Genomic DNA, 22,989 nt, shown 5'->3' on the forward strand with positions numbered 1-22,989 from the left:
GGCGGGGACTGTCGCGGGGGCTGCCGTCGGGATGAGCCCGGGGGCAGGGACGCGGGCTGCCGCGCGCCCGAAACCCGCACTCGGGATGCGAATCGCCGCAGGAGCCACGACTGCCTCGGGGTCCGAGACCGATGCGGACCGCGGTACCGCCGCGGACCTGGGGGCGGCCGCAGGGCTGGGAACCGCCGCGGAGCTGGGGGCCGTCGTGGGGTCGAGGCTTGACCCTGGGCCCTGGACTCTCCCGGAACCGGGACCCACCGGGTCCAGCCCCGCGCCGGAATCGGGGACTGTTCCGGGAGCGTCCGCTGCCGGGGGTCGGTGACCCGGCGCAGGGTCACCCCCCGTCGTGGGATCACTCCCGGCGGTGGGATCTTGCTCAGCTGCCGGATCGTTGCCCAAAGCCGGATCACGGCCCGTTCCGGGATCGTTGCCCGAAGCCGGATCACGGCCTACGCCAGGTTCGCGACCCGCGCCGGGATCCGCTCCGCCGGACACTCGCTGCAGTTTGACGGTGCCCTGCTCGAAGGCCTGGGAGCCGGCGTCGATGGTGTCGGGCGAGGCACCGCCGGTCGGGTCGCAGGTGACGGAGACCGTGACCGTTTCGCCGGGGGCGACCGTGCGCGGGCCGACCTCCGCCGTGGGTTCCCCGGCCGCGACCGGGGCGGCGGCGCCCAGGACGGTGCCGACCAGGGTGGCGGCGGACAGGACACTGGCTCTGCGGCGCATGGGCGGGGCTCCTTCGGCCGACGGCGACGGGCTACGGGGCACGACCGCCGCACCCCGCCCGTCCATCACAGCCCGCCTGCCGCCGCACCGCTCGCGGCCGGACACCATTAGCGGGACGCCGGACCGCCGAGCGGGTGACCGGAGCGACGAAGGGGTGCCGGGAGCGCCGAGGGGCGGTACGACCCGCCGCCGCGAGCACCACGGGCACGCTCCCCGAACCCCGAACCTCAAACCCCTAGCACCGATCCCCGAACCCCGAACCTCACTGGTGCGACAGCGAAACCAGCTCGTTCTCCAAGCCCCGCCCCCGCTTGTCCACCACGGCCCCCGCCACATCCGTGAGCTTGCGGTTGGTGCCCTGGGAGATGCGGCGGAGGACTCCGAACGCGACGTCGGCGTCACAGCCCAGGACGTGCATGACGATGCCGCATGCCTGGTCCACGACGGGCCGGGAGCGCAGTGCGGCACCCAGCTGACCCAGCTCGGTGAGCGCGGCGCGGTACGAGCGGTCGCGTACGAGACAGGTCGCCGCGAGATCGCCGAGCGCACGCGCCGGACCGCGCGAGGCGTCCTCCAGGGCGCCGGGCCGAAAGCTGTAGAGGGTGAGGGCGACGGTCAGCACCGAGCGCCGGAACGGGATGGTGACGCTGGACCGTACGCCCGAGTCGAGCGCCACGGCCCGGTACTCGGGCCAGCGCTCGTCGCGCAGCAGGTCCGCCGAGTCGACGGGCTCGCCGCGTTCCAGGGCCGCGGGGATGGGTCCGTCGCCGGAGCGGAGCTGGACCGAGACCAGCGCGGCGAGGTCGGGGTGGGTGACGGCGGCGGGCGGTTCCGTGTCGCCTCCGGACACCAGGCTGCTCGCGCCGCAGCACTCAGCGGTGCAGCGGGCGGCCTGTTCGGCGAGCTCGGACAGCCGCCTTCCCGGCAGGGCGGATTCGGGTGACTCCACTCGCACATGCCCAAGACGCTCGCTTTCCGGCATGCCTCGCGCCTCCCCTCTTACCTCTACCTCTCTTCCCGCGCGTTCCCGCTCGCCCGTGGGAAAAAACCGTGTGCCCGCGTCCCGTTGACGTCATCCCCCCGCGAGGGCCGGACACGTTACGTTCGACGCATGGCGCAGACGGAGGACTTCGGTGAGGAGCTCGCGGATTTCGTGCGGCGCGTCGCGGAGCTCAAGGCCGCCCGGTCGGTGCCGAACGACGAACTGCCGACGGTGCTCGACGCCGCGATCTTCGAACTCAACCATGTGGCCGACCAGTTGTGGCCGTGGTACGAGCGGCTCGCCACGTCCGGCCCGTCGGCCGGTGCCTCCGCGGACCGCCAGGAGCTCCAGTTGCTGAAGACGGTCTTCCAACGGCTGCCACTGCCGGTCGCGTTGGTGGACCGCGAGACCGTGGTGCGCCGGCTGAACTTCGCGGCGACCTCCTTCACCGGGGTGCGGGCGGGCTACGCCACGGGCCGGCCGCTGGCCGGATTCCTCGCCCACGCGGACCGGGCGGCGTTCCGCACCCAGGCCGCGGCGGTGGCGCGCGGTGAGGGCGACCGCAGTCTCACCGTCCACCTCCAGCAGCGCCCCGCGGTGCCGGTGCGGGCGACGCTGAGCGCGCTGCGGCCCGGCAACGAGCCACGCACCGGTGTCCTCGTCGTGCTGCAGCCCGCGGACACCCGCGTCCCGGCCACCGGCAGTCCCGTACGCCCGCTGCCGAACCTCTCCGAGACGACCCGGCACGCGACGCTGATGGAGCTGCTGGACCTGATGACCACGGCGCTGATCGTCGCACCCGCCGACCAGGTCCTCGACCGGGCGGCGCGGGTGTTGCACGGGCGGTTCGCGGACTGGGTGGTGGCCGACTCGGGGGCCGTCCGGCTCTCCCGTACGACGGTCCTCGGCCCGTCGGACGACGAGGCGGCGACCGTGGCCGCGCAGGACCCCGCCACCTGCCTCCTCGTGGTCGAGGCGGCACGCGGCGGCGCCACGTCGCTTCTGGTGCGCCCCGAGGACCCGGGTGCCTTCGGCCATGACGCCTCGGGCGCCCCCGTGCTCGTCCGGGCCAACGTCACCTCACTTCTGTGCCTGCCGCTCACCGTCCCGGACGGCCCTGTCCGTGGTGTCCTCACCCTGTTCCGCACGGGCGCCCGCCTGGCCTTCTCGATGGCGGAGGCGCAGGCGATGGACATGATGGCCCGGCACATCGCGCTGGCCATGAGCGCGCCCCGACAGGGGGGCACGAGGCGGTCACCGCTCACGCGGCCTCCCGCATGACCTGCTCCCTCAACCGGGTGCAGCACCGGCTGATCAACCGGGACACATGCATCTGGGAGATCCCCATCTGCTCGGCGATACGGCTCTGGGTCATGTCGTTGAAGAACCGCATGTACAGAATGGCCCGCTCCCGCTCCGGCAGGGCCCTCAGTCGGGGCTTGACCGCCTCACGGTCGACCACGGTGTCGAGCGCCGGATCCGGTGACCCCAGCGCGTCGCTGAGCGAGTAGCCGTCCTCGGCTCCGGGCAGCTCCGCGTCCAGGGAGAGCGCGGTAAAGCTCTCCAGAGCCTCCAGTCCGACCCGGACGTCCTCCTCACTCATGCGGGCGTGCTCGGCGATCTCGGCGACGGTGGGCCGGCGTCCGGAGATGGTCTGTGACAGGTCCTGACTGGCGAACCGCACTCGGTTGCGCAGGTCCTGGACGCGACGCGGCACGTGCAGGGTCCACATGTGGTCGCGGAAGTGGCGCTTGATCTCACCGGTGACGGTGGGGACCGCATAGCTCTCGAAGGCGTTGCCGCGCTCGGGGTCGTACCGGTCGACGGCCTTGACCAGGCCGAGGGCCGCGACCTGACGCAGGTCCTCGTAGCTCTCGCCGCGGCTGCGGAACCGTCCCGCGAGCCGTTCGGCCATGGGCAGCCACGCCTCGACGATCTCCTCACGGAGCGTGGCGCGCTGCTGACCCGGGGGGAGCGTGGTGAGCTTACGGAACGCCTCGGCGGTGTCCGGGGCGTCGTCGTGGGGGTGGCGCTTCGCGCTTGCCTGAGTTCGCATGGTGCGTCGCAACTCCCTTGAAGGTGCGGGGGCATGACGTCACCGTGGGAGCGCACCCGTGCCTGACCGGGCACACCCGTGGCAAGGGCTCACCGCTCCCACGGACGTGCCTCCTGTCCGAAGCACTGTGAGTCCGCCTGCCCGGGAGACCGCGCGGCAAACACCCGGCCGATACCTGGCAGCCGCCCCGGTACCCGGCGGACGCCCTAGTACCCGGCGGACGCCCTAGTACCCGGCGGACCTGGTACCCGGCAGAGCCCTGGTACCCGGCAGACGCCCGAATGGGCGCCAGGTTTTCCGCAGGGCGCCGTGGTGACTCGGGAGATGCCGTTTCCACGCTCTTCCCACCGGGAGGTCCCATGAGCACCAAGGTCGCCGACCACGTCCTGCAGAGGCTGCGCGAGTGGGGTGTGACGGTTGTCTTCAGCTATCCCGGCGACGGCATCAACGGCCTGCTCGCCGCATGGGGACGGGCCGAGAACCAGCCGAGGTTCGTGCAGTCGCGGCACGAGGAGATGGCCGCGTTCGAGGCGGTCGGTTACGCGAAGTTCAGCGGCCGTCTCGGAGTGTGCGCGGCCACGTCGGGGCCGGGCGCGATCCACCTGCTCAACGGCCTGTACGACGCCAAACTGGACCATGTGCCGGTGCTGGCGATCGTGGGCCAGACGGCTCGTACGGCGATGGGTGGCTCGTACCAGCAGGAGGTGGACCTGCACACGCTGTTCAAGGACGTCGCCTCGGACTTCGTGGAGACGGTGACGGTGCCGGAGCAACTGCCGAACGTGCTGGACCGGGCGATCCGCACCGCGTACGCGCGCCGCGCCCCCACCGCCGTGATCATCCCCGGTGATGTGCAGGAGCTGGACTACGCGGCCCCCACGCACGACTTCAAGATGGTCCCCTCCAGCCTGGACCGCAGCGCGTGGACCGCGCTCCCCTCTCAGGAGTCGCTGGAGCGGGCCGCCGAGATCCTCAACTCCGGTCACAGGGTGGCCGTTCTGATCGGCCAAGGCGCCCGCGGGGCCCGCGCCGAGGTGGAGCGGATCGCCGGACTGCTGGGCGCGGGCGTCGCGAAGGCACTGCTCGGCAAGGACGCGCTGAGCGACGAACTGCCGTACGTGACGGGCGCGATCGGCCTGCTGGGTACCCGCCCCTCGTACGAGCTGATGCGCGACTGCGACACGCTGCTGACCATCGGCTCGTCGTTCCCGTACTCCCAGTTCCTGCCGGACTACGGCAAGGCGCGGGCGGTACAGATCGACATCGACCCGCACATGGTGGGCATGCGCTACCCGTACGAGGTGAACCTGGTCGGCGACGCGCGGGCGACCTTGCAGCGCCTGATCCCGATGCTGGACAAGGACCGCGACCGCGAGTGGTACGACACGGTGTGCGCGAACGTCGCCCGCTGGCGCCAGGTGATGGAGCGGCGCGCCGAGCTGTCGGCCGATCCGATCAACCCGGAGTACGTGACCCACGTACTGGACCCGCTGCTGCCCGGCAACGCGATCATCACCTCGGACTCCGGTTCGGCGGCGAACTGGTACGCGCGGCACCTCACGATGCGGAACGGCATGCGGGGGTCCCTGTCGGGGACGCTGGCGACGATGGGCTGCGGGGTGCCGTACGCGATCGGCGCGAAGTTCGCGCATCCGGACCGTCCGGTGATCGCGCTGGTCGGGGACGGCGCGATGCAGATGAACGGCATGGCGGAGCTGATCACGGCGGCCAAGTACCAGGACCGCTGGGAGGACCCGCGGCTGGTGGTGGGCATCCTGAACAACCACGACCTGAACCAGGTGACGTGGGAGATGCGGGCGATGGAGGGCTCGCCGTCCTTCCTGCCTTCTCAGGAGATCCCGGACGTCCAGTACGCCGCCTTCGCCCGCTCCCTGGGCCTGACCGGTATCCGCGTGGAGAAGCCCGGGGACGTCGAGTCCGGCTGGCGGGCGGGCCTGGACGCGGACGGCCCCGCGGTGATCGAGTTCCTGACGGACCCGGCCGTCCCACCGGTCCCGCCCCACGCGACCTGGGAGCAGTTGGAGTCCACTGCGGCGGCGGTGCTCAAGGGCGACGCGGACCGGGGCGCGATGGTGCGGCAGGGCCTCAAGGCGAAGGTGCAGGAGTTCCTGCCGGGGCGGGAGAAGAAGCGCTAGCTTCCTGTTGAACGGCAGTGAGTAGTTCAGTTGCGCACGAAACAGTTCAGTAGGTAGTTCAGTAGCGCACTGAACTGTTCGGGCGCCGTCCCAGTGGCCGTGTTCGGCGGTGGAGGCAGCCTGGGTCAGACGACGGGCCCTTACTCCGGCTGGTGGGGTCGCAGTCCGGGCTTGAGGCCGTCACGGTGTCCGCCCTCGCCAGACACCCGCAAGGCCGCCCGGTCTGACCGCCGTGACATTCACCGGCGTCACTGCCGACGTGACCTGGCGCGTCCAGGGCGCGATCGGCAGCGATCCGGTGCGCGGGCCGCTCAAAACCGGCGGCCTGTACGGCGAGCGGCACGGCTGGCATCTGCCGGGGCCCGAGGTCGAGGACTGGGCAAAGGTGAGCTTTCCCGCTCGCCCGGCGCCGGCAGGGCGTCGACTGGAGGCAGGCTCGTATGGCTGCAATCGGGCGGCCGCCCGATGGGGAGCGTCCGGCAGCCCGGCCGCATCAAGAAGAGCGCGCGCCCGTAAAGGCCACCAGGAGCCCCGGTCGGGTGGCATGTTACGGACGAAGACTGCTCACCCACGGCCTGCCCGGCGTCGCACTCGGCGCGGAACCTGTCACCGCGGACGCCATGCGCCACCCGCCCCGGCTCCCGAGGAGAGCGTTCTGGGCGCCGGCCTGTGGCCACGCATCCTGCTCATGGGGGCTTTCATCGCCACATTGACCCTGGCGGCCGGAGTGTGGGCCCGGGAGACGGACCGCCCCTGGCAGTCCATGATGTTCCTCGTCCTCGGCGCGACCCAGCTCGGCGTGGCGCTCGGCTCCCGCGCCCGCCCGGGAAGTCTGGCGAACCCGTTCCTGCTGGTCGCCGTGGGCACGGCCCTGAGCCTCCAGGCAGCCGGTGTCTACCTGCCTCCCCTTCGGGACCTGCTGGGCACGGAACCGCTGTCGCCCGCCGATCTTGATAGGTCCGCTGACAACGGTCGACGCCGCGGGGCGTGGACCCGCGTTCTCATTCCATGGTGAGGACGAAGCGGCCGCGGAGCCCGCCGACTGCCAGGCGCGCGTGCGCTTTCGCGGCCTCCTCCAGCGGATAGGTCTCGGCCACGCGCAGTGCCAGCTCTCCGGAGGCGGCCATGTCGGACAGGGTCGTCAGCATGGAGCCGTCCGCGCCGACCTGCGTCAGCCGCACTCGGATACCGCGCTCGGTCTCGGGCAGGGCGTCGGGCCGCGTGGTCACGAAGGTGCCGCCGTCCGCGATCGCCCCGATGGCGGCCTGCCCGAGCATGGCCGTGTCCAGAACGGCGTCCACCCCTTCGGGATACAGCGTGCGGACGGCCCCGACCACGTCCCCGCCGCCGGGTACGTGCGATGTCCCAGCCGAGACCGTGGGTGCTGCCCTCCGGTGAAGGCGGGAAGACTCCGAGCCAGTTCCCCATGTCGACCGGGTTGAGCGTGGCCGCCTGCACCTTGATCCGGATCTCGGAGTAGCCCGGCTCCGGCTTGTCGACGTCGAGGACCTCGACGGCATCGGGGCTTCCTACGGCTTCGCCGTCACCGGGCATGACAGGGGCTTCGCTCAAGCTCGCGACGAGATCGACGAATTAAGCAAGGCGCCACGCGACGTCTGCTACGGGGTACCCCGTCCGTGCGGCGACCCACTGGTGCGGGTCGGCGTCGGCGGGTACGTGGCGCGCGGCCTCGGCGATGGCTTCGGTCCGTTTGAGTGCCCGTAGAGTCGGGCGGCACCTGTCACGCGGGAGATGGCGTTGGTCTGCTCCCCAGCGGCCCTTGCTCCTCTCGGTCCTGGGAGGTTCGGTGATCAGGTGGTCGAGGTTGTTCAGAGCCGCCCACCTCGCGGTGTCGTTGACGTCTTGCTGTAGTTGACGGACGAGAGCGGGCGAGGTGTCGAATCGGCGTTGTGGTCGTATTCGGTGCCGCAGCGTCACGCGCACGCTGCGGCCGTAGAGGTCGCCTTTGAATCCCAGCAGATGAGCTTCCAGCAGGCGCGTTCCTTCAGGGCCGTAGTACGTCGGGCGGTGGCCTACCGAAACGACCGCTACAAACGTCACCTCGTCCGGCTCCAGGGCAACCGTGGCCGCGTATACGCCGTCCCTGCGCACAGTGCTGACCTCATGGATGTTGGCAGTGGGGAAGCCCAGTCTGCGTCCTCGCCGATCGCCGACCCTGACGACGCCGGTCACGGCCGTCGCCTCGCCGGCATCCTCGCGTGTGGCCTGATAGGTCACATCCTTCTCCTGTTCTGGTGCGGACCTTCGGTCAGACGAGATCGATGAGGGGTTCTCCGGCGAGGGCGCGCCGCGCACGGGAGACGGCACCGTCCTGAAGGGCGCCGAGTGATGTCGTCGAACGCCAGGCGATGTGTGGGGTGAGGATGAGGTTGGGTGCGTCCCGAAGGGCATGGTCCGCCGGGAGCGGCTCATGCGCGAAGACATCGAGGGCCGCGCCCGAGAGGTGACCCGAGTGCAGCGCGTCGGCGAGCGCCTGCTCATCGACCAGACCGCCCCGCGACACGTTGACCACTGCGGCGCCGGGCCGCATACGCTGCAGAACGTCGCTGGACACCAGGTGATGCGTCTCGTCGGTGAGGGGGAGGTGAAGGGAGACCACGTCCGACTCTTCCAGTACCCGGGTGAGCTCTGCCGCCGGTATGTCCGGGAGGGAGGTGTAGGGGTCGTAGGCGTGCACCCGAGCGCCCACGGCAGACCAGGACGCGGCCACGATCCGGCCGATCCGACCCAGTCCGACGATGCCGACGACGAGGTCGGTCAGCTTGGGCGCGTCGTAGGCGATGCGGCCGGCCCAGCCGCCGTCGCGGATCGCCGCGTGACCTTGAGGCAGACGCCTGCTCAGTGCCAGGCCCATGGCAAAGGCGTGGGATGCCACTTCGTCCGTCGATGCGTCCGGAACGATGGAGACCGGGATGTCGGCTGCGGCGGCTGCTGTGACGTCGATGTTGTCGTAGCCCATGCCGTAGCGCACGACGGCCTTGCAGGCGTGCAGGGAAGCGAAGTCATCTGCGGTGACCTTCGCATAGGGGGTGACCATGACGATCTGGGCGGCCGGCATCGCTGAGCTGAAGGAGGACTGGTCGGTTGCGGCGACGAGGTCGAGGCCGAACTCCTTGGCCAGTGCCTGCTCCCGGTCCAGGTGCGGGAACTGGTGAGGCGCCACCAAAATGCTGCCGGAGGTGGGAGTTTTCGTCATGAGACGTTTCCTTTGCGCTCTTAGGGTGTGGTGCTGGGAGCCAGGATCACCCGTGAGCCTAGATCGGACTGATGTGGGCGAATGTGTCAAAGTGGGGCACTGGGTGCGACGAGGTCGAGGGGACGCAAGCCGCACCCGTCCTCCTGCTGAGACGCGTCTCTAACCGGCGCGTCGCCCGATGCGCTCGTAGGTCGGTGACCCGCGTCGTTTCAGGACCAGAGCCGTGATCACGCCGACGGCGACCATGATGTAACCGATAGCGAGGAGAGCGGCTACGACCGCGGTAGGCGCGACGATGAGCAGGTCCATGTTCAGCGACGCCGTCAGCAGGGCGAAGCCGATGGCCAGTGCGGAGATGGCTGGAGCGACGAAGGTTTTCCACCGGGAGACGCCCTTCCCGTGGCGCCGGAAGTAGACGATGACGGCGACACAGGTGAGGAACAGCAGGAGCAGCATTCCGTAGAACGCCACACCGGAGGTCGCGCCGTACAGCTCGGATTCGGGGATGCCTGAAGCGATCAGGCCGACCATGATCACAAGAAGTGCGGCGCCCACGGTGACGGCCGCGACGTGGGGTGATCCGTGCCGCCGGTGGACGGCGGCCAGCCGTCCCGGGAAGACGCCGTCCACGCTGAGCGAGTGGGTGTAGCGGGACAGGATGTTCTGCAGGGAGAGGGTCGAGGCGAACATGCTGGTCACCAGTAGAACGGCGATCACCTGGTTCGCGAAGGCGCCGATGTAGGTGAGCAGGGCGTGCGGCATCATCTCGGCCGGGCCGGCTGCCGCGTCCGCGACGGCTCGGGAGGCTCCTGAGGAAAGGATCAGCGAGTAGGACGAGATCGCGTAGAAGACGCCGAGGAAGGTGATCGTCAGGTACGTGGCGCGAGGGATGGTGACGCTCGGGTTACGCACTTCTTCCCGGTAGATCGCGGTGGCCTCGAAGCCGTTGAAGACTCCGATGCTGAACAGGAGCAGGACCCCGATCGAGGGCGTGACCAGGTGGACGGGGTTCCAGGGTGTGAGGGAGTGGCCTTCGGGGCCACCGTTCGTGATCAGGACGATGTCGAAGATCAGGATGGCGCACACTTCGACCGCCAGCAGCACCGAAAGGACCTTGGCCGAGAGTTCCACGTTGAAGTAGCTCAGGGTCCACACGGCGCCGAGCATGACCAGGGACCAGATCCACCATGGCGCTCCCGCTCCACCGGTAAAACTGGTGAAGAGGTTGTTCACGCCGATCCCTGAGAAGACGAGTGCCGCGATGATGTTGAAGCCGTAGGTCGACAGGGCGAGGAACGAGCCGCCGAGGCCCGCGGGGCGGCCCAGGCCCTCACCTATGTAGGTGTAGAAGGCGCCTGGCCTGGGGATCTGCCGGCTCATGCTGGTGAAGCCGAGGGCGAAGAGCGTCATCAGCAGCATGACGCCGACGAAGGCGATCGGTACGGCGATCCCGAAGCTGATGTTGACGGACAGGAACCCGAAGACGACGCCGAGCGGCGCGGTGAAGGCGAGCACGGTGAAGAGCAGGCCGAACGTGCCCATCTCGCCTTTGAGCGTGACGGTCGGGGAAGGGACCTTCGTGTCCGTGGTACGTGACTCGGAAGAACATCGGACTGCCGAGGAGTGAGTGTCCATGCGCGGGTCTTCCTTGTTGGCCGGGCGGGTGCGCGAGGGCTTGCCCGGCTTCGGCTGAAGGCAGAGCTTCGCCGGGAGGGCGAAAGCCAGCGGGGCCGAGGCCCTGGGGGAGACCGCTGCATCCGCTGTTGGCGACCAAGCATGGAGTTTCGGCCATTGCTGAGACTGTCCCACCTTGGGGCAGTACCGGTGGGTGACCTCGTGCCGGAGGCCGGCGGTGGAGCGGCCTGCCCGGGGCTATTCGTGGGGCCGCAGTTCCAGCTCGAATCCTCGGTTGGTGTAGCTGTCGATCTTCCGGTAGAGCGTGGACCGGCCGATTCCCAGGATCGCTGCGGCGCGCAATCGGTTGCCGCCGGCCTCGGCGAGCGCTTCGCGGATCTGGTAGAGCTCCGCTTCCTCCAGGCGTGTGAGCTTGCTCCGCGCGAGGCCGCGGCGGTGTGCCTGCGCCAGATCGTCCACGCGCAGTTCGTGCGTTCGGCAGCGTGATGCGGCGGTCTCGATGACGTTCCGCAGTTGGCGGACGTTTCCCGGCCAGTCCGCGGCGACCAGTGCGTCCAGCAGACGTGGTGACACCTGTGTGGCCGGGCTGTCGCCGAGAGAGAGGAAGTGGGATGCCAGGGCGGGAATGTCCTCGCGGCGCATGCGAAGCGAAGGCATCTGGACCTCGATGCCGTTGAGGCTGCTGATCAGCGGCAACAGCTCGTCGTCCAGTCGCGCGAGGGTGAGAACGACCCGCGGTTGTTCCAACAGGTTCAGCAGATCGGTGAGGCTCGCGCGCAGTGAGGCATCGCACTCGTCGACTCGGTGCAGGACGACCGTAGAGCCGGCCGCGAGTTCCGCGTCGATCTCGTCGATTCCCCGCGGCTGGTCCGCGGCGCCCGGCCGGCAGTTGAAGATGACGGTGCGCTCGGCGAACCGGGACGCCATGACCTGCGCGAGGTGACGCTTGCCCGTACCCGGCTCACCGACGATGTAGGCGGGCGTGCGACGCGTGCAGGCCGTGGTCGCGGCTTCCAGCGTGCGTCGGACGGCGAGACTGTTGCCGACGATGCCGTCGAACGGGCTCCGGCGAGGTGCTGAGTCGGCAGCCGGTGCGGAGAAAACCTTGCCTGACTCCTTGCGACGCAGACGCATCACCGTACCGCCTGCTGTCTCGCCGCCCAGGAGGATGGGGGTCGCGTGGAGCTGCAGGACCGTGTCGGCGCCGATCGTGAGGGCGCGTTCCACGGTCCGATCGAGACGCTCCGCCTCGCGGCTGTACGCTGCGAGGACCGAGTAGTCGCTCTGCCCGAGGAGAGCGAGTGCTCCGCGGCTCGCGATGGTGGTGCGCTCGTCCATCGCGACGACGGCGTCGGCGCCCCGCTTGCGCACTTCCCGTAGATAGGCGGCCATCAGGGTCTGCTCCCGAGCGGCGAGCCGGGTCGCAAGCGTTCTGGTCACTTCCGCCGCGGCGCCCTGGACGATCAGGAGAATGGACCGTGGATCGATCTGGCGGGCGAGATTCTCGGGCAGCATCAGACTGAGGACACCGCGGATGGAGCGGCGCAGCGGGTCACGGATCGGGACCGAGGTGCAGCAGCTTCCCTGCAGTGTCTCGGCGAAGTGCTCGCCGCCCCACACTTGGACCGCTGTGCCCTCCTCCAGGGCGGTGCCGTCGGAGTTGGTGCCGATCAGGTCCTCTGCCATGCGTCCGCCGTAGACCGGAAAGGCTCGGTCCGCCTGTCGGACGGCCGCGGTGTCCCCGCGGAAGACGGCCAGGGTTCCCTGGGCATCGGTGAGGCACACGGCGCCCTGGGTGTCTGCGCAGAGACGTTCCAGCTCGGTCAGGACGGGTTCCGCGCAGGCGAGGAGCTGATCATCGACGTGTGGCTGCCCAGCCTCCGTGAAGACATTCGAGCCGGGCCGCACGTTGCAGGCCAGGCTGCGTCGCCATGATCGTGCGATCACGGGACGCAGCCTGCTCAGATCGGTCGTCGTGGGGTCGGCGACGAAACGCTCGCGGAGAGAGACCAGCTCGGCATTGCCGACCGCTCCCAGGCGCACCGGGTGGTCGAGGGGGGTCCCCTCGAAGGGTGTGGTCATCGGACCTCCTCGATACGCCGCGGGAACGCGTTTGTCGAGCTCAGTAGGTCAGGAGATGCTCAAGTTGTACGGGCAGCTTACGTGCCTGCTGCCGGGCGAACTGTTGTGTGTACCACTTGCCCAGCGTCTGTACGCCGGTCGAGCCGCTGGCCTTCCAGCCCCCGAACGTCTGGGGACCGGGCCACCAGCCGGTGGTCGCATGCCCCGGCACGTTCACGTCAACGCACCCGGCCTCGATGCCGTCCAGAAACGCGCGGGCTTCGTCGATGTCGCCCGTGTAGATGCCGGCGGTCAGTCCCATCGGGGTGGCGTTGGCCGCGCTGAGTGCTTCCTCGAAGGAGGGTACCTGGCTGATCGTGAGGAACGGCAGGAAGTGTTCGGTGGTCGACAGTGTGTGATCGGCGGGTACAGAGGATACGACGGCAGGACGAACGAAATAGCCGTCACCGTCGAGCCGCTCGCCGCCCGACACCGTGAAGTGCTCTTCACGTGCCTGCCCGACTATTCGCTCGAACCGCGCGAGCGCCTCGGCGGACACCACGGGACCGGCGAACGCGTCGGCGTCGGTGGGGTCCGCTACGACGACACGGCCGGTACGCTCGGCAACCAATTCGACGAGTCGGTCGTGTGCTCCGGGCGTCACCAGCACACGGGAGAGCGCGCTGCACTTCTGCCCGCCCAGGTCGAAGGCGGAAAACACGATGCCGTCGGCGGCCGCCTCCAGATCTGCGGTGTCGGTGACGATGACAGGATTCTTCCCGCCCATCTCGGCGATGACCGGGCGCGCATAGGGTCCGTTCGTGAACGACTTCATGATGGACCGACCGACAGCGACCGAACCGGTGAAGGAGATGCCGTCGATGTCGGAGGCGGTGAGCGCCTTGCCGGGTTCGTCTGCGCCGTGGACGATATTCACCAGCCCGGTGGGCAGGTCCATCGCCTGGCACATCTCGTACACCGCCTGGCCGGACCAGGGACCTTGGTGGGAGGTCTTCACGACCACGCCGTTGCCGGCGATGAGCGCGCCGATCGTGGGACCGGCGGCTTGCACGATCGGATAGTTGAACGGGGTGATGACGCCGAAGACACCGTACGGCCGCAGCACGGAATCGTTGGCGAAGCCGGCGGGATCGGCCGTCCGCTCGTCCTCGAAAGCTCCGGGCCGTTCCGCGTACTCGGTGTAGCAGCGCAGGATGTCACGGACTTCGACACCCTCGGCCTGTGCTCCCGCATAGGACTTGCCGACCTCCAGTGCCACGCGCACGGCCCACTCCTGCGCCGCGTCCGCGACGTAGTCGATGGCACGTCGCACGTGTTCGATCCGCGTGCTCAGAGGTACCTTCGCCCATTCCTGCTGTGCCGCCCGGCTGGTCGCGACGGCGAGCTGAACGAGTTCGGCGGGCGCGTCGTGGTAGGCGCTGACGGTCAGGGACGGGTGGCCGGGGTCTTCCCGGCCGATCAGCTCCCCGTCGAAGCGCTCCTCGCCGCCGACGACATGCGGAACGACGACGGGGTCGCCCGTGCGCCGCTTGGCGATCTCGGCGGCGAATGCCTGGTGGTCTTGGCGGTCAGCAGCAGTCATGCGATATTCCTTTCAAATCGCGTCCTGGCTGTTCCCAGCGGTGACGCCGTTGCGGGCGAGCCTAGGAACCGGTGACCGGGACGCACTGTGTCAACCTGGGACACGGCTCAGGGGGCGGACGTAAGGGACGCCGCCTTCCTCAGGGGCGCCCCTCGGTTCGTTCTCGTCCGGACTCGTGGCTCGGGCGGGTCAGTCCTCGATTCCGGCGGGTCGCTGGAGAGCGGCCAGGGACTCGGTGGGATGCACGATGTCCTTGATCCGTGGGATGACCTCTGTGCCCAGCAGTTCGAAGTGGCGCCGGTAGCGTTCGGGCTGGTCGAGGTAGTCGAAGGTGAAGCTGATGATTTTGCCGAAGCCGCCGGAGGCGTCCAGGTCCCGCTGCAGCTTCTTGATCACGGTGTCGGGGGATCCGACGAGCCACTTCTCCTCGGCGAGGTACTCGATCGGCACGTCGTCCGGGTCGGTGACGTTCAGCTCGGGCACCATGGCCGGCAGCATGCCGCCGCGGGCGTAGCCGGGCAGCATCCACTCACGGTAGGTCCGCCCCATAGCCCCGTTCACGGCGAGGTCCATCGCCTCCTCGTCGGTGTCGGCGACCAGGATGTTGTGGGCGACACGCCACTCGTTGCGGTTCGCGGTGAAGCCGGAGCTCTCCGCGCCCTGCATGTACCGGTACCAGTGACCGGCGAGATACTCGCGGCCCACGTTGAAGCTCATGGGCAGATAGCCCAGCTTGCCGGCCCGCGTCATGGTGCGGGAGGCGGGGCTGAGGCCGGCCATGAGCAGCGGCGGATGCGGCTTCTGCAGCGGCTCCATGAACGGGCCCTGCTGGATCTCGTCGTACGCGGGAATCTCGAACTGCCAGTGCTTCCCGTCGTGACGGAACGGGCCCTTCTTCTCCCAGATGGTGCGCATGATCTCGACGGCCTCGGCCATCTTCCCGCCGGGGTCGGTGTTGCCGTGGATCAGGTGATCCGTGGGGTAGGCGCCCGCACCGAGACCGACCATCAGGCGGCCGTTCGACATGTGGTCGAGTTGCATCAGCCGGTGCGCCAGCGCCATCGGGTTGTGGTTGCCGGGAACGTTCGCGCCGGTGCCGAACCTGATCTGCTTCGTCTGCTGCAGCGCGGCCGCGATGTACAGCTCAGGGCTGCACACCGGCTCCCACCTCATGGTGCTGTGCTCGGCGATCCACACCTCGGACAGACCGAACTCGTCGGCCCAGTTGATGACCTGCATGTCCCACTGGAAACCCTCGTGCAGGCCGGTCTCCGGAAGGCGGAACGGTACGAGGAACAGCCCGATATCCATGCTAATTCTCCAATGTGTACGCGATCATTTGGACTGATCGTTGTGGTCCTGCTCGCAGTCTCACGTCCGGGACGGCGGCGCGACTGTGCCACCTTGAGGCACCGGAAGGCGCTGCTCAGGTGGCGTCATCGCACGGGGCTGCGCAGCGTGCCGACGCGCTCGATGTCGACCTCGACGACGTCTCCGGGCCTCAGCCACAACGGAGGATTACGCTTGCTGCCGATGCCTTCCGGCGTACCGGTCGAGATGATGTCGCCAGGGGAAAGCGCCAGGAACTGGCTGATGTAGGCGATCAGCTCGGCGACGGGAAAGATCATGTGCTTGGTGTTGGAGCCCTGCACCTGCACACCGTTCACCCGTGTGGTGAGGTCCAGACTCTGTACGTCGCCCACTTCGTCGAGTGTCACCAGTGCGGGCCCGCAGGGCGTCGAGGCGTCGACCGCCTTGCCCGCCAACCACTGCGTTCCGTGGTACTGCAGGTCCCGGGCGGTGACGTCGTTGAGCACCATGACACCGGCGACCAGGTCGAGAGCCTCGTGCGGCTTCACGCCGCGGCCTTCCCGGCCGATGACGACCGCCAGCTCACCCTCGTAGTCGAGCTTGCTCGTGATGTGCGAGCAGCGGATGTCGTCCGCCGGGCCGATGAGCGTGCTGGCGAACTTCGCGAACACATCGGGGTGCGCCGGCAGTGCCCTGCCGGTCTCGGCCACATGGTCGTTGTAGTTCAGGCCGATGCACAGCACTTTCCCGGGGTCGGTGACCGGCGGCCCCAGACTGAGGTCCGCGGCCGGGGCGACACGCGCGGATGACCGCTCGGCCGCCGCCCGTTGTACGGCCACGGCGACCTGTCCGAGCGATTGGCCATGGCGGCGCAGCAGTTCTCTCGTGGTGGCCTGCGGGCCCAGCCCCGCCATCCCGCTCGCGAGCAGTGCGACGTCCACGTCGTACACCACCTCATTGAGCAGTGCACCGGCCCGCCAGCCATCGTCGTCCAGCCAGTAAGAGACGAGTCTCATCGTGTTCTCCTCTTCGCGGCGGTCCGTCCGTACGGCGCCGCCGACACGCGGTGTTAGAGAGAGGGGGCTCAGACGGCGAGCAGCCGACCCCCGTCGAAGAAGTCGCCCGCCGAGTACACGAGGGGCGGCAGGTCGCTGGTCTCGACTCCGACGATGCGTCCGAAGAACACCGAATGAGTTCCGGCCTCCACCCGTGAGACGACCTGAACCTCGAACGTCGCCGACGCGTCGTCCAGCAGGGGTGCGCCCTGCCCGCCTTCGTGCCAGCCGACGCCCTGGAACTTGTCCCCGCCCGACATGGCGAACGTGGTCGCGACCGTCGACTGGGTGTTGCTCAGGATGCTGATGCCCAGGTGCTGAGCCGTGCACAGCGCCGCATGCGACTGCGCGGAGGAGTTGATGCAGACCAGAACCAGCAGAGGAGCCATCGAGACGCTGCTGAACGCGTTGACGACCAGTCCGACGGGCCGTCCATCGACCTGAGCGGTCACGACCGTCACCCCAGAGGGAAAAGAACGGTGGGCCTGCTTCACCTGCTGAACCAGCTCCGCGGACGCCGGCTGGTCAGGAACGGAAACGAGCGACGTGGTGTGAGTCTTCATACCGCCTACAGTGCTGCGCGGTGGGTGCTGGAAATCGTGCCAATCTGGTACAGCGCCACGAGGTGTGCGCGGCCCGTCATGATGCCGGGCCGGCTCATCCGGCGGTCGTTTCGGCGACTTCGGCCACGGCGTCCGCCAGCCGGTCGGCGAGATCGTCCACCACCTCGGTCGTCATCGGTGTCGTCAGCGCGGCCAGGTTGGCCGACGACAGCAGCAGGCCGCGGTGGTAGGCGGCCCACCACAGCCGGTGCTGCGTGTCCCGATCGACACTGGTCTTGCGGACGGGGAACACGCGCAGCAAGGACCCGAAGCCGCGAACCTCCCACCCGAGCGGCTCGATACGCGCCGACACCACACTGCGAGCTTGGTCGCCGAGCCGGTTCAGCCGGGCCACAGCGTCAGGAGAGAGCAGCCGCAGCGCCTCCGCGCCGGCTGCCATGCTCACGGGGTTTCCCGAGAAAGTACCGGAGTGCGGGATACTGCCCTTGCGCCGCGGGTCGAGTACGCGCATAACCTCCTCGCGCCCCGCGACCGCGCCGACCGGGAAACCGCCGCCGATGAGCTTGCCCGCGGTCAGCAGATCGGACACGATCCCGTACTCCCCACTCAGCCCGCCCGCACTGAGCCGAAGACTGATCACCTCGTCGATGATGAGGAGAATGCCGTGCTGGTCCGCCAAGTCGCGTGCTGCCGACAGGAACTCGGCGGTCAGCGGGATGAGGCCGGCCCGGTTGGGCAGCAGGTCGAGGACGATGGCCGCGTGGTGGTGCGGCTTTTCCTCGATCACTTGCCGGAGCGAGTCGATGTCATTGAGGGGGACCAGGGACACCTCACGCACGGTGGACTCCGGAACGCCCCGCGCGGACTGCTCGCCACCGGCACACAGCGCGACATCGGACGAGCCGTGGTAACCGCCTCGCGTCATGATCACACCCGCACGTCCGGTCACCTCACGGGCGATACGGACGGCCGACATCACCGCCTCGGTACCCGAGTTGGTGAATCGCACCTGGTCCAGACCGGGGAGGCGCTGCAGGAGGAGATCGGCCAGCTCCCATTCACCGGGATTGGGAATGCCCCAGCACGAACCGGAGCCCATCGCCCGGCTCGCAGCCTCGACGATCTGCGGGTGCGCGTTGCCGTGCACGAGCGTGGTGAAGTTGTTGTTCGCGTCGATGAGCTCGCGCCCCTGGTCGTCCCAGAGCCGGTAGCCCGCGCCGCGGAGGGCGTATGTCGGTACGGCGCCGGTGTGATAGGCGTCGCGGCCGTACCCGCCGGGCAACAGGGGAAAGCCCCGCCGCCCCCTGCGTACGTGCGGATCGCTGTCCGGTACGTCCGGTACATCGGTCTTCGTCTCAAGAGCCATCGACGCTCAACATCCTTCGCGGGAGACCGTCCGCGCTGTCGACGCCGGCCACTTCCGTATCGGCCCGAGCGCATGGGACGGTCGGTTTCCGGTGGCAACCACCCTGGCGCTGAGAACGTACGCAGGCCGGAACATCGCGAACTGTCCTGAGTTGGCACAGGCCCGACGGCGAAGCGAGTACTCCTCCGGGACCGGGCCCTGACGGTCAGGACGCCGCGCGGTCCGACTACGCCCATAGCCCCGCAGGGCACGACCCGACACCGGCGCCGAGGTGTCCCGAAGTGGAACAGATACGGCGCAAAGGCGACCGTAATCTTGCCCAGAACCGTGACGGGCGGCTCCGGCCGCGAAGAGATGTGGGGAAACGATGGATCGAGTTCGAGGCAAGGTCGCGATCGTCACGGGTGCCGCCCGAGGCCAGGGCGAGGCACACAGCCGGCTTTTCGCCGCGGAGGGCGCCAGAGTCCTCATGACCGATGTCCTCGACGACGCCGGTGAGACCGTGGCCGAGGAGCTGCGCGACGCCGGGTACGACGTGCACTACCGGCACACCGACGTCACCTCCGAAGCCGACTGGGTCGCCACTGTCGAGGATGCCGAACGCCGCTGGGGCCGTGTCGACATCCTTGTCAACAACGCCGGCATCGTCGGGACAATGAAGGCCGCCGACGAGGAAGACGTCGATGCCTGGACGAAGATCACCGCGATCAACCAGCAGGGTGTCTTCCTGGGCATCAAGCACGTGGTCCCGGCGATGCGCCGAGGCGGCGGCGGCGCCATCGTCAACACCTGTTCCATCAACGGATCGGTCGGAGCACCCGGCTCTTTCTCATACCAGGCATCCAAGGGCGCCGTACGCATGATGACCCGAGCCGCAGCACTTGAGTACGTCAAGGACAACATCCGCGTGAACTCGGTCTCCCCCGGTCTGGTGATGACTCCCATGGCCGAGGAGGAGGGCGAGGAATCCAACAAAGCTTTCGCCGCCGCCACACCGATGGGGCGTGGCGCGCGTCCCGAAGAGGTCAGCTACGGCGTCCTCTTCCTAGCCAGCGAGGAAGCCAGTTACGTCACCGGCACCGACCTCCTGATCGACGGTGGCTACACCGCTCAGTAGAAAACGGCTCCGACGCCCTGCCGGACCTTCTCACCGACGGTCGGATCAGCAGCACACACTCAGCTTCCTCCGACCGACTATGGGCGTCTGCAGCAGAAAGCCGATCCTGCCGTCCAGTAGGTCAGCGCTACGGACGAGCCGTGCCAGCTCTGGTGCGGCAGTCCGGGTGGCTCGCACGCCCATCTCTCGCACCGACCCTTGGAAACCTCGTCCGATGGATCTTGCCATGCGTCGACGACGTCGCGCGCTGTTCGTGTTCTTCTTTCTCCCCGGCATCGCCCTGTCGTCCTGGGTGACACGGACCCCCGATGTACGGGATCAACTCGGGGCTTCCACGGCCGAGATGGGTCTCGTGCTGTTCGGCCTATCTGTCGGCTCCATGCTGGGGATCCTGTGCTCCGGACGGCTGGTCTCCCGCTACGGCACCAGAACAGTCATCGGTCTGAGCACTCCACTGGTCATCATCAGTACCGCCGTCATCGCCGCAGGCAGTCTCGCGCACTCGGCCCTCCTGGTCGCCGTTGGTCTGTGCGTCTTTGGAGGGGGGATGGGCTTGGGTGAAGTCGCCGTCAACATCGATGGTGCAGATGTCGAACGAGCTCACGGCATCAGCACGCTGCCTGCCCTTCATGGGTTCTTCAGTCTCGGAACGGTCATCGGTGCCACCGCAGGAATGACCGCCACTGCTCAGCGGTTTCCTGTGCACTGGCACCTGACCCTGATCGCGTTCCTATCAGCTGTGGCCTTCGGGTATGCCTTTCGCGCGGTGCCGGTGGGCACCGGCCGTAGCCCTTCCCGCCCCAGCCATAGCGAAGCCGCGCAGTCCCCACCCGTCCGCCTGTGGCGGGACCCGCAACTGCTGTTGATCGGTCTCATCGTGTTGGCCATGGCCCTGGCTGAGGGTGCGGCCAACGACTGGCTGCCGCTGCTCATGGTCGACGGGCATGGGCTCACCCCCGCACTGGGTTCTCTTGTCTATGTCGGCTTCGCCGGGGCGATGACCATAGGCCGTTTCGGCGGAGCCTTCTTCGTCGCCCGGTTCCCTCGCGGCGTCATCGTCCGAGTCAGCGCCGTGTCGGCGGCCATCGGACTCATATTGGTGATCGCATCCGATAACGCCGGGATTGATCAGCGCTCGCATCGACCCGTCTCCGGCTCCATCTACGTGTTCCGAGTTGCATCACCACGTCCGGTATAGGGACCGCCACTCCTTACCCTCACCCCCTGAAGGCAAGGGGGACACGCTCTCAAGTGGCAGCCCGAACCCAACTGGACCGCATACGTTCCTGTGTCTCTTATTGGCACACTCGCACGGGACGGCAGCGAGATAGCTTCACCAGGGATCAGTGCCAGCCGACCTCAAAAAGGGACGCGAAGGAGGCATTCGATGGCCAATGCCCTCGACGTCTGGCCATCCCCGAAAACTTATTCATCCTCAATCGAGAGCGCGCTAGCGCAGGAATTCCGGATCGAAACCTCCAGGTAGACGGGATGGCGAATCGGGACGTCATGGTTCATGCCATCCCAGCAGGTAAAGCGGCTCGAAGGCAACCTGGCGAGCCAGTACACAATTAACGAAGACTCACACGCGGTCTCAAATCGAGAAAACCAAGGTAGGAGATCCCATGGGCAGGCTTTCCGGGAAGGTCGCGATCGTCACAGGGGCGGGTTCTGGGCAGGGAAGAGCAGCGGCGCTTGCACTGGCAGCCGAGGGTGCTCACGTCGTGGCGGCGGACATCAACGAAACCGGCCTCGCCGAGCTCGCATCCGCAGCAGGGGAGATCGTTGTCACACGCTGCGATGTAGGTCGCGCGGACGAGGTGGAGTCCCTGGTGGCCCTGGCCGAGGAGCGTTTCGGTGCCCTGCACGTAATGCTCAACTGTGCCGGCTACCTCCGCGCGGCTCCCCTGCTGGAGACGACGGAGGAGATGCTCGACAGTATGATCAATGTCAACATCAAAGGTGTCTTCCACGGATGCAAGTTCGCCGTGCCGGCCCTCCAGCGCAGCGGGGGAGGATCGATCGTCAATTGGGGCTCGGTCAATTCTCTGGTTGCCGAACCGGAGATCTCCGCGTACTCCGCCACCAAAGGCGCAGTTCTGATGCTCACAAAGTCAGTGGCGGTAGAATTCGCCAAAGATAACATCCGTGCAAATTGCATCTGCCCGGGGGCGGTGCGTACTCCGATGGTCGAGAGCTTCTTCGATGAGGGATTCTTCGAGGACATGGATGCGCAGCGAAAATATCAACCCCTTGGTATGGGAACCCCTGAGCAAGTCGCGGATGTGGCAGTTTTCCTTGCCTCGGACGAGTCACGCCTCATGACTGGTTCGGCCGTAGTCGTCGACGGCGGTTACACGGCCCTATAAGGAATTCCGAAGCCAGGAACTGTTTGCACGGGCACAAGCGCTGCAACACCAAGAAGGTCCACCACCGCAGCGACCCCGATGGTGAGGTCATCCTCTGAGCGAAGCAGCGCGTCGGCAAGGACTGCTACCTGGAACTTCATGAAGCCTTTGAGCGTTTTTGCCGTACAGCAGAGGCAGATCCATCTCGCGGTCGGCAACTCAACATGAGGCAGAGGCATGACGTGCACGAGCCTCTGCTCCTTGCCGCCCTTCTGAAGATTGCGAGCAGGATCGTCTTCGCCGAAGACCCGATGGAAGCGGTGAACCGTGTGGAACCGCTACAGCGGCTGCAGCGCTCCCCACGTTGGGTAGGACTGCAGGACGGATTCCATTACTTGCCGCTGCGGAAAGCACGCAAAGCGGCAAGCACGCGCCTCGCGCCCGTCATGCGGGCATTGGTCACCGACCCTTTTTACACAGCCGACCAGAACGAGCGGCGGGCCGTCGGGCTGTCCCACGTCACGCGCTGGCTGCGGGACCCCGATACATAGCCTCAGTCACGTCCAGACCGTTCCGGGGGCGCGTCGCCCTTGGGTCACCTCCCCATTCCCAGCCCACTCCTCAAACCTGGACTCCACTGGCACCAGCAGGGCCCATGTTCAAAGGCATGCGGCAACCTCGGCAGATACGGGCTCGAACAAGGCGCCCTGACGCCTCCGCCATCGGCGACGGGGCGCGTTCGCTGCCGCGGGCGCCTTCGACGCCGCTTGTATCGAGCGTGAGGGCGCTGCAC

General features: G+C 68.0%; 18 protein-coding genes and 1 pseudogene. 7 read left to right on the top strand and 12 right to left on the bottom strand.

The genetic code is table 11. The annotated features are described in order from the left end of the window. Positions 1 to 988: 988 nt before the first annotated feature. Entirely contained in the window at positions 989 to 1,708 is a 720-nt protein-coding gene (locus FPZ41_RS06815; RefSeq protein WP_152860120.1) for an ANTAR domain-containing response regulator, read from the bottom strand. A 129-nt stretch (positions 1,709 to 1,837) separates the two neighbouring features. Here FPZ41_RS06815 and FPZ41_RS06820 point away from each other — a divergent pair, with 129 nt between their 5' ends. Further along, positions 1,838 to 2,989: a PAS domain-containing protein gene (locus FPZ41_RS06820; protein ID WP_152860122.1), complete on the top strand. Its 1,152-nt coding sequence runs from the start codon at positions 1,838 to 1,840 to the stop codon at positions 2,987 to 2,989. Here the strand turns inward: FPZ41_RS06820 and FPZ41_RS06825 are convergent. Then, on the bottom strand, positions 2,970 to 3,764 hold the full coding sequence (locus FPZ41_RS06825) for an RNA polymerase sigma factor SigF (RefSeq protein WP_152860124.1): 795 nt from the start codon (positions 3,762 to 3,764) through the stop codon (positions 2,970 to 2,972). The genes FPZ41_RS06820 and FPZ41_RS06825 overlap by 20 nt on opposite strands. A gap of 359 nt (positions 3,765 to 4,123) precedes the next feature. Between FPZ41_RS06825 and FPZ41_RS06830 the strand changes: the two genes are divergently transcribed. Together FPZ41_RS06830 and FPZ41_RS06835 are read left to right on the top strand one after the other, a co-directional pair. Next, a complete protein-coding gene (locus tag FPZ41_RS06830) occupies positions 4,124 to 5,920 on the top strand; it encodes a thiamine pyrophosphate-requiring protein (RefSeq protein WP_152860126.1) in 1,797 nt (598 codons plus the stop codon). 688 nt (positions 5,921 to 6,608) lie between these two features. Continuing rightward, entirely contained in the window at positions 6,609 to 6,935 is a 327-nt protein-coding gene (locus tag FPZ41_RS06835; RefSeq protein WP_407698757.1) for a cation transporting ATPase C-terminal domain-containing protein, read from the top strand. On the opposite strand, the gene FPZ41_RS49805 is transcribed toward FPZ41_RS06835, so the two are convergent. From FPZ41_RS49805 to FPZ41_RS06885, 10 genes are all read right to left on the bottom strand, one after another. After that, on the bottom strand, positions 6,922 to 7,221 hold the full coding sequence (locus FPZ41_RS49805) for a zinc-binding dehydrogenase (protein WP_322619908.1): 300 nt from the start codon (positions 7,219 to 7,221) through the stop codon (positions 6,922 to 6,924). The two genes, FPZ41_RS06835 and FPZ41_RS49805, sit on opposite strands and share 14 nt — an antisense overlap. 292 nt (positions 7,222 to 7,513) lie before the next feature. Beyond that, the gene (locus FPZ41_RS06845) at positions 7,514 to 8,158 is read right to left on the bottom strand and encodes a riboflavin kinase (protein ID WP_152860128.1); all 645 of its coding nucleotides are present in this window, start codon (positions 8,156 to 8,158) and stop codon (positions 7,514 to 7,516) included. Positions 8,159 to 8,189: 31 nt separating this feature from the next. After that, on the bottom strand, positions 8,190 to 9,137 hold the full coding sequence (locus FPZ41_RS06850) for a C-terminal binding protein (protein WP_152860130.1): 948 nt from the start codon (positions 9,135 to 9,137) through the stop codon (positions 8,190 to 8,192). Positions 9,138 to 9,296: 159 nt separating this feature from the next. After that, positions 9,297 to 10,679, bottom strand: coding sequence for an APC family permease (locus tag FPZ41_RS06855; protein WP_194236015.1), 1,383 nt, complete (start codon positions 10,677 to 10,679; stop codon positions 9,297 to 9,299). A 330-nt stretch (positions 10,680 to 11,009) separates the two neighbouring features. Beyond that, entirely contained in the window at positions 11,010 to 12,854 is a 1,845-nt protein-coding gene (locus FPZ41_RS06860; RefSeq protein WP_152860134.1) for a sigma-54-dependent Fis family transcriptional regulator, read from the bottom strand. Positions 12,855 to 12,894: 40 nt separating this feature from the next. Next, positions 12,895 to 14,436, bottom strand: a complete 1,542-nt coding sequence (locus FPZ41_RS06865) for an aldehyde dehydrogenase family protein (protein WP_152860136.1) — start codon at positions 14,434 to 14,436, stop codon at positions 12,895 to 12,897. A gap of 189 nt (positions 14,437 to 14,625) precedes the next feature. Then, complete coding sequence (locus FPZ41_RS06870; RefSeq protein ID WP_152860138.1) at positions 14,626 to 15,747, bottom strand: LLM class flavin-dependent oxidoreductase; 1,122 nt, start codon at positions 15,745 to 15,747, stop codon at positions 14,626 to 14,628. Positions 15,748 to 15,872: 125 nt separating this feature from the next. Beyond that, complete coding sequence (locus tag FPZ41_RS06875) at positions 15,873 to 16,763, bottom strand: fumarylacetoacetate hydrolase family protein (RefSeq protein WP_152860141.1); 891 nt, start codon at positions 16,761 to 16,763, stop codon at positions 15,873 to 15,875. Positions 16,764 to 16,831: 68 nt separating this feature from the next. Beyond that, complete coding sequence (locus FPZ41_RS06880; protein WP_152860143.1) at positions 16,832 to 17,365, bottom strand: flavin reductase family protein; 534 nt, start codon at positions 17,363 to 17,365, stop codon at positions 16,832 to 16,834. A 94-nt stretch (positions 17,366 to 17,459) separates the two neighbouring features. Continuing rightward, a complete protein-coding gene (locus FPZ41_RS06885) occupies positions 17,460 to 18,731 on the bottom strand; it encodes an aspartate aminotransferase family protein (RefSeq protein WP_152860145.1) in 1,272 nt (423 codons plus the stop codon). Between the two features lie 367 nt (positions 18,732 to 19,098). Here FPZ41_RS06885 and FPZ41_RS06890 point away from each other — a divergent pair, with 367 nt between their 5' ends. The 4 genes and pseudogenes from FPZ41_RS06890 (at position 19,099) to FPZ41_RS06905 (ending at position 22,747) form a co-directional block, all read left to right on the top strand. Continuing rightward, the gene (locus FPZ41_RS06890) at positions 19,099 to 19,848 is read left to right on the top strand and encodes an SDR family NAD(P)-dependent oxidoreductase (protein WP_152860147.1); all 750 of its coding nucleotides are present in this window, start codon (positions 19,099 to 19,101) and stop codon (positions 19,846 to 19,848) included. Positions 19,849 to 20,062: 214 nt separating this feature from the next. Then, a pseudogene (locus FPZ41_RS06895) lies at positions 20,063 to 20,965 on the top strand (MFS transporter); the annotation flags it as partial. A gap of 508 nt (positions 20,966 to 21,473) precedes the next feature. Next, complete coding sequence (locus tag FPZ41_RS06900; RefSeq protein ID WP_152860151.1) at positions 21,474 to 22,217, top strand: SDR family NAD(P)-dependent oxidoreductase; 744 nt, start codon at positions 21,474 to 21,476, stop codon at positions 22,215 to 22,217. 221 nt (positions 22,218 to 22,438) lie between these two features. Next, entirely contained in the window at positions 22,439 to 22,747 is a 309-nt protein-coding gene (locus tag FPZ41_RS06905) for a hypothetical protein (RefSeq protein WP_152860153.1), read from the top strand. Positions 22,748 to 22,989 lie beyond the last annotated feature (242 nt).

The sequence above is a fragment of the Streptomyces acidicola genome (assembly GCF_009377235.1).
GTDB lineage: Bacteria > Actinomycetota > Actinomycetes > Streptomycetales > Streptomycetaceae > Streptomyces > Streptomyces acidicola.